The organism is Streptomyces albospinus (assembly GCF_014648695.1).
GTDB classification, from domain to species: Bacteria; Actinomycetota; Actinomycetes; order Streptomycetales; family Streptomycetaceae; genus Streptomyces; species Streptomyces albospinus.
In genome coordinates this window covers 1-7,431 of the sequence record NZ_BMRP01000104.1, presented here as the reverse complement: position 1 = coordinate 7,431, position 7,431 = coordinate 1, and the positions used below count along the sequence as shown (strand labels likewise).

Annotated in this window: 5 protein-coding genes and 1 pseudogene; 4 read left to right on the top strand and 2 right to left on the bottom strand. The window is 68.0% G+C overall.

Going from position 1 to position 7,431, the window contains the following annotated elements; genetic code table 11:
- The first annotated feature begins 69 nt into the window (after window positions 1-69).
- Complete coding sequence (locus tag IEZ17_RS41105) at window positions 70-657, top strand: TetR/AcrR family transcriptional regulator (RefSeq protein WP_189308746.1); 588 nt, start codon at window positions 70-72, stop codon at window positions 655-657.
- A 150-nt stretch (window positions 658-807) separates the two neighbouring features.
- Here IEZ17_RS41105 and IEZ17_RS45650 read toward each other — a convergent pair.
- Window positions 808-1,046: pseudogene (locus IEZ17_RS45650) on the bottom strand (IS256 family transposase); the annotation flags it as partial.
- A gap of 464 nt (window positions 1,047-1,510) precedes the next feature.
- Entirely contained in the window at window positions 1,511-1,759 is a 249-nt protein-coding gene (locus IEZ17_RS41100; protein WP_189308745.1) for a hypothetical protein, read from the bottom strand.
- A gap of 394 nt (window positions 1,760-2,153) precedes the next feature.
- Here IEZ17_RS41100 and IEZ17_RS41095 point away from each other — a divergent pair, with 394 nt between their 5' ends.
- Genes IEZ17_RS41095 through IEZ17_RS41085 form a run of 3 tightly spaced genes read left to right on the top strand, consistent with a single transcriptional unit; the run spans window position 2,154 to window position 7,277 of the window.
- The gene (locus tag IEZ17_RS41095) at window positions 2,154-3,095 is read left to right on the top strand and encodes an ABC transporter ATP-binding protein (RefSeq protein ID WP_189308744.1); all 942 of its coding nucleotides are present in this window, start codon (window positions 2,154-2,156) and stop codon (window positions 3,093-3,095) included.
- Window positions 3,092-4,519, top strand: coding sequence for an ABC transporter permease (locus IEZ17_RS41090; RefSeq protein WP_189308743.1), 1,428 nt, complete (start codon window positions 3,092-3,094; stop codon window positions 4,517-4,519). Before IEZ17_RS41095 ends, IEZ17_RS41090 begins: the two co-directional genes overlap by 4 nt.
- Before the next feature lie 4 nt (window positions 4,520-4,523).
- The gene (locus IEZ17_RS41085; protein ID WP_189308742.1) at window positions 4,524-7,277 is read left to right on the top strand and encodes a bifunctional YncE family protein/alkaline phosphatase family protein; all 2,754 of its coding nucleotides are present in this window, start codon (window positions 4,524-4,526) and stop codon (window positions 7,275-7,277) included.
- Window positions 7,278-7,431 lie beyond the last annotated feature (154 nt).

Here is a 7,431-nt window from a genome sequence, read left to right as displayed (position 1 = left end):
GATGCACGCATCAAACTGCGCCACCTCTACCCCAAGCATTAGCCGCGACGATCTACTAGGCTGGTGGTCATGCCCGAGCCCACCTCCAGCCCCAAGCCTGCCGCCCGCTCCCCCCGCCCTGGCCGCCCCGCGGTGATCGACCAGGGCCGCATCGTCGCAGCGGCCCTGGAGCTGGACCAGGACACTCTCACCATGCAGGCGGTCGCGCGCCGCCTGGGCGTGGCGACCTCTGCGCTCTATCGCTGGGTGGGCAGCCGTGAGGAACTCCTCGACCTGGCCAGTGCCGAGATGAGCCGGCGGATCGTGCCCCGACACGAACCCACGGAAGCCGGCTGGCGTGACTGGCTGACCGAACTCGCCCACGCGATCCGACGCGAGTTCCGCGCCGTGCCCGGCTTCGCCGCCCGCGCCCTCACCGGCGGGCACCGGGCGGCGGGACACGACACCGTCGAGCGCGGCGTGGTAACGGCCTTCACGCTCGGCGGACTACCGCCCGAACGCGCCCGCCAGCGTTGGTACGTCTTCGCGACCGCCGTCCTGGGATGGCTGGCCGCCGAGGAATCCGGGCGATTCCCGGCCGACCCTCCGATGGACTTCGACGCCATGCTGGAGGTGCTGCTGGCGAACCTCCAGACCGAGGACGGCCAGAGCCAGTAGCCATGACGACAGGGGCAGACTTCAGCCTCCGGACGGCGCGGCCCGCTCCAAACCCCAAAAGATGTTCGAACGGTCGTTCATGAGTCGAAATCATCTGTACTTTCGGACGGTGCCGGCTCATACGGCCACACTTCCACGCCCCCGCGGTACAGGTTGATCTCGCTCGACCAGCCCGGCCGCGGTGGTGACCTGCCGGGGCCGGCGACAGCCGCTGCGGACCACCAGGCGACGCCCCTAGCCGTCGCACTCATCAGCCAACTCGACTACGTAGGCGTTGACTTCGGCATCCAACACGCGGTCAGCATCCGCCGTGCACCTCCGCGAACGATCCCATCCCACAACGAACCGCCGCTCGACCTGCCGCCGTCCTCGTCGACAACCGCAAGCAAAGGCGCGCCTACACCACCGAAACAGCAACGTCGCCCCTACTCAATGACCCATCGATCGAACCATCCGGAAAGCACACCTCCTCCCACCAGAAGCGATCCACAGGTAATGAGCATCGCCGTCCCTGCGGGACACGCCATGCCCGCCTTCACGCGCGCCCTCCGCCCCAGCGGGCGTGCCCACACACCCGCCCGTCGACCCCGTCACACCGGGACCGGGACAAGTTGAGTCAGGCACACAGCGTCATGACGGGCATCAGGACTCCTATATCGCAGGCGTGCAGCAGTCGTAGGAACGCCTCCCGCGGGGGGTGTGGTGACAGTCGGCCGTTCTTGGCGAGCTGTCGGCCTTCTTGGCGAGCTGTCGGCCTTCTTGACGCGCTGTCTGCCGGTGGCCGCCGGCCGCAGGTCCGGCGTGGTGGCAGCAGCCGGGCGACGGTTTCGGTGCCCTTGCGGAATCCGGCTCTTTAGCCGTAGGCGGCGAGTTGTTGTGGCGTGAACCCGAATTCGGTGCGGCAGGTGTGGCGGTCCAGGGCGCCGGTCCGGTGGATTTCGTCGAGGCCGAGGGAGTTGTGGGTGATCCTTGTGTTGGTGGCGCCGCGTTTGTGGAGGGTACGGGCCCGGTGGGGGCTGCGCGGACGGCCGTGACGCGCTGGGGCAGCCGTGCCAACGTTGCCGCCGCACGGCTTCTTCGGCATCGGGACGACGCCGCTCAAGCGGCTCGTGAGGGTGGAGGGTGACGGTGGTCCGGCTCGGTATCTGCGGGCTGAAGTGCGTCAGGGCCTGGTCGTCCCCCGCGAAGATGCCGAGTGCCTCACGCAGGGCGGCCACGATCGGTAGCCGCCGGTTGGCTGTCGCGGCCGATGAGATTGCTGTGCTCTTCGGGCAGGCGTCCACGCAACCGCGCAGAGTGCCGCGCCTTCCCTGCGCGTGCGTGCCGTCAGCCGCACCCGCCGCTGCCGACGCCCCGGCGCTCCTCGGCGCCTGCCCAGCGGGCATCGTCGCGGTGCATGCCGGTCGTCAACCGTTTCATGGGCATTCAACTGACTGCTCCTGATGACCGTTGTGCACTTCATCTACGGTCCGTGAGGCTTTCGAAGGAAGGGACTCATGGACGCACTCCTCGCGGTCCGGGCTCGTGGGATTACAAAGTGGTTCGGCAATGTCGTCGCGCTCGACGGCGTCGACCTGGATGTGGCGCAGGGGCGGATTCACGGCCTGGTCGGACCGAACGGCGCCGGCAAGACGACCTTGCTCGGCCTCTTGCTGGGTCTGGCCGTCGCCGACAGCGGCAGCCTTGAGATCCTGGGTACACCGGTCGGGCGGGCGCTCGACGCTCCCGACGGTGTCGCGGGCTTCGTGGACGGGCCCGGTCTGTACCCCTCGCTCACCGCCCGGCAGAACCTGGCCGCGCTGGCCGCTCTCCGTGGTGACGACGCGCGGTCGTCGGCGATCGACGACGCGCTTGCGCAGGTCGGGCTCACCGATGTCGCCGACGAACGGGCCCGCGGCTTCTCCCTCGGCATGCGACAGCGGCTGGGGCTGGCCGCGGCGCTGCTCACCAAGCCCCGGCTGCTTGTGCTTGACGAGCCGTCCAACGGTCTGGACCCGGCAGGCAAGAAGCACGTTCACGGTGTCCTGACCCGGCTCGCGGCGGAAGGCGCCAGCGTGGTGCTCTCCAGTCACCGTATGGACGACCTCGAGGCCCTGTGCTCCGACGTCACCATCCTCGCCACGGGGCGGGTCGTCTTCTCCGGGCCGCTGAGCAAGCTGACCGCCGAGGAACAGGAACTCGACTACCGGGTACGCACCTGCGATGCGCACGCCGCCCGCCGACTGGCCGCCGAGGTGGCCGGGATCCGCCTCGTGGATGGCGCCGGGGCACGGCACGACGCCCGGGTGCTCGTCGTGCGCGCGCCGGCGCCTGCCCTCGACGAACTGGTGGTGCGGCTGGTGCAGGCGGGCGTCGCGATACGCGAGCTCTCCCCCGTGGTATCACCGCTCGAGGCAGCGTTCCTCGCCCTGACCGAACCTGAGGAGGCCGGGCGATGACCGCGCCCCTCCCCCACACCCACACCCATGCCCGGCCCGACGGTGCTGGTACCCGTCGTGCCTCGGTTGCGCGTGGGTACCGCTTCGAGCTGGTCAAGCTGGTTGCGCAGTGGCGGATCCGCCTGCTGGTTCTTGCCTGCTGGATCGCGCCGGCGTTCTTCGTCGCCGCGGTGAGCCAACAGAGCACGCTGCCCGTCGACACCCTTTTCGGCCGCTGGATGCACGCCACGGGATGGGCCGGACCGCTGGTGATGCTCGGTTTCGCGGGCACCTGGGCACTTCCGTTGCTGACCTCGGTGGTCGCCGGCGACGTGTTCGCCGCCGAGGACCGGCTCGGCACCTGGCGCCACCTGCTCGTGGCGGTACGGTCGCCCAGGCGGATCTTCGCCGCGAAGGCGTTCGCCAGCCTCACCGTCCTCCTGCTGCTCGTGGCCGGGCTGGCCTGTTCCAGCGCCGCCGGTGGGGTGGTGGCGGTCGGCAACCAGCCGCTGGTCGGCCTCGACGGCCATCTGCTCACCCCGGCGGACGCCGCCGTCAAGGTCCTGCTCGCCTGGGTCTGTGTCCTGGCTCCGACCCTCGCCCTCGCCGGGATCGGACTGCTCGGGTCGGTCGCGCTGGGACGCTCCCCGATGGGACTGCTGCTGCCCGTGCTCGTCGCCCTCGCGATGCAGCTCGCCCAGATGATGCCCCTGCCCGTCGCCGTACGTCTCGCGCTGCCCAGCTACGCCTTCATCGCCTGGAACGGTCTGTTCACCGGCCCGGCCCAGCTCGCCCCACTGCTGATCGGTATCGGGGTCAGCCTGGCGTGGGCCGCGCTGGCGACAGCGCTGGCCTACCTGCTGTTCGTGCGGCGCGACTTCACGAACCTGAGCCATGACGGCTCGGGGCGCCGCGCGGTCACGGTCGGAGTGCTGCCGCTGGTCGGGCTGGTCGCCATGACGGTGGCGGCCCTCACCACATCGACCACAACCACGACCACGGACACGGCCGCGGCCGCGGATACGAACACGGCCGCGACGACGGCGACCGGTTCCGGGATCGGGCAGGCGAAGGTGCAAAGCTCCGTCGCCACCGCCTTCGCCCACCTCTACCGCATGCAGACCGAGCAGCTCCACCGGCCCGCCGTCACCGAGGCCCAGCTCGGAGCCACGGCGACATGCGACAAAGGCAGCGGCCAGATCGCCGCGCAGGGGCCGGGCAACGACTGGCGCTGCGTCGTGTCCTGGCATCTGCCCGGCGTCCAGGCCGTGGGGCAAGCCATCTATCAGCTCGACGTGACCCCTGACGGGCGGTTCATGGCCGATGGCGATGGGCCGAAGGAAGTCAACGGCTACTTCCTGGTGCGGACCCCGCAGGGGGACGCACCGAACCCGCTATGGCAGTTCGACGGCAATGTCGAACTTCTCTCCACCTCGAAGGGATGACTCCATGCAGGTCATACGCCGCCGCAGGCATGACGACAGCGACCGTTGCGGCTTTCTCGACAGACACTTCAGCCGCCGTAGTGCCCTGGCAACGGCCACCGCGGTCGTTCTCGCCGCCACCGCCGGCATCGGTTATGCCCAGACCCGCCAGTTCGGCACCGACCAGGTCGGCCAGAAGACGGCTGATGGCCAAGTCGTCTCCAGCGACCAGTACATCGCCCCGTACGGCGACCGCCTCGTCATCGACAACGGCAAGATCATGTCGTCCTCGGTCAGCCCCGACGGCACCCACGTCGCGGCCTCGCTGACCGACGGTGGAGCGGCACTGGCCATCGTCGACCGCAAGAATTGGAAGGTGCAGCAGTTCGTCAGCGCCTCCGCCTCGTCCAACCCGCGCATCAGCAGCAACTCCGTGGGCCAGGAAGGCCCCACGTACTCGCCCGACGGCAAGCAGCTGTGGCTGGGCCAGACCGACGGCTACACCAAGTTCACCGTGAGCCCAAACGGCACCGTCACCGACCCGACGTTCATCAAGATCCCGGCGGACGGATCCAAGCACGCGCTGGTGGGTGAGCCGGTGTTCTCGCCGGACGGCTCCACCGTGTACGCCGCGGTCAACGGCCAGAACAAGGTGATTGCCCTCGATGCGGCGACCGGAGCCGTCAAGCACAGCTGGGACGTGGGCAACGCCCCGCGTGACATGGTCAAGGTCGGCGACAAGCTCTACATCAGCAACGAGGGCGGCCGCCGGGCCAGGCCCGGCGAGTCCACGATCAACTCCTACGACACCCAGGTGCCCGCCGACCCGAAGACCGGCGCCACCACCACCGGCACGGTCAGCGTCATCAACCTGGCGAAGCCGGATGCCGCCGTCAAAAGCATCGACGTCGGCCTGCACCCGACCGCCCTGTACGCCAAGGGCGGGGCACTGTTCGTCACCAACACCGCCACCGACGACGTGTCGGTCATCAGCACCGCCGGCGACAAGGTCGTGCAGACCATCGCCACCCGTCCGTGGCCGGAGGCGTCGGTGGGTTACGAGCCCAACGCGGTGACACTCACCGACGACGGCCACCTGCTGGTGACACTCGGCCGCGCCAACGCGGTCGCCGTATACAAGTACAAGAGCCCGCAGGAGCCGGTCAGCTACGTCGGCCTGCTCCCCACGGACTACTTCCCCTCGAAGATCGCCACCGTCGGCAAACAGGTGCTGGTCTCCAACACCCGTGGTACCGACGCCCGCCGCCCCAACGCCAGCGGCGCCCACGGCACCCACGACACCACCTCCAGCCTGCAGCGGTTCACCCTGCCCGACGACAGCGTCATCAGGTCCGAAACCGCCAAGGTCTTCAAGCAGAACGGATGGATGGGCGACTCGGTCAACAAGACCAACGGCAAGAGCCACGCCAAGCCGACAGCGGTCCCCAAGCGGCTCGGCGACCCTTCGACGATCAAGCACGTCTTCCTGATCGTCAAGGAGAACCGGACCTACGACCAGGTCTTCGGCGACATCCCCCGGGGCAACGGCGATGCAAAACTGACGCAGTTCGGCGAGAACGCGACACCGAACCAGCATGCGACGGCCAAGCAGTTCGGGCTGTACGACAACACCTACGACATCGGCACGAACTCTGCCGAGGGCCACAACTGGCTCATGCAGAGCGACAACCCGGAGTACACCGAGTCCTCGGCCGGTGAGTACCAGCGCAGCTACGACACCGAGAACGACGCTCTCGGCCACCAGAAGTCCGGTCTTCTATGGACCGGTGCACAGGCGGCAGGCAAGTCCGTCAAGGACTTCGGCGAGTTCCAGTCGGTGGAGAGCAAGCCGTCCGCAGCATCCTGGCAGAACCTGTACTGCGACGCCAAGACCATGGACGCAACCGGGCACCCCACGGCCTACCCCATCAAGACCGGGTCGGCGATCCCCTCGCTCAACGACGTGTCGGTACCCGGCTTCCCGATGTTCGACCTCGACGTCCCGGACATCTACAAGTACCAAATCTGGAAGCGGGACTTCGAGAAGAACGGGCCGGCGAACCTGAACATGCTCTGGTTCTCCAACGACCACACCGGCGGTCCCGCAAGCCCGTCCGCCCAAGTCGCCGACAACGACCTCGCAGTCGGAAAGACGGTCGACAAGATCTCGCACAGCAAATACTGGAAAGACTCGGCCATCTTCGTCGTTGAGGACGACTCCCAAGCCGGCCTCGACCACATCGACGGACACCGAGCCCCGATCCAAATCATCAGCCCCTGGGCACAACACGGCAAAACCGACAGCCACTACTACACCCAGATCACGATGATCCGAACCATCGAGCAGATCCTCGGGATCCACCCGATGAACCAGAAAGACAGCGCGGCCACCCCCATGACCAGCGCCTTCACCTCCCACCCGGACACCACCCCGTTCACCGCACAGCCCAACCGCATCCCCCTCACCGACGGCCTCAAGACCCAACCGCCCTGCGGCCCGGACACCCCCGCGCCACAAAGCCCCAAAGCAGCGGCCATCCCGCCCGCGAAGGTACCCGCAGACAAGCAAGACCTGGCGGCAACCTGGGACAAGTGGAAGTCCAAGCAACGACTGACCGGCCCCCACGCCGTCCCCGACTACGCCAACCCCGCCCAGATGAACCACCTCACCTGGTACCAGACACACACCTGGAACACGCCCTACCCCGGCGAAAACAAGATCCTCACCCCGCAAGAAGTACCAGGCGCATACCTCCCCACCACAGAAAACGACAGCTGACATCCACCGAAAACCGAAAGCCACCGGCCCCACCACAACCCGGAACACACCACCCCGAACCATCGCCCCCCAGCAGCCACACAAAAATCCGGCACAACCTCAACACGCCCCGAATCACGCCGCCTCACCCCCCCAACAAACCCCACCACACGAC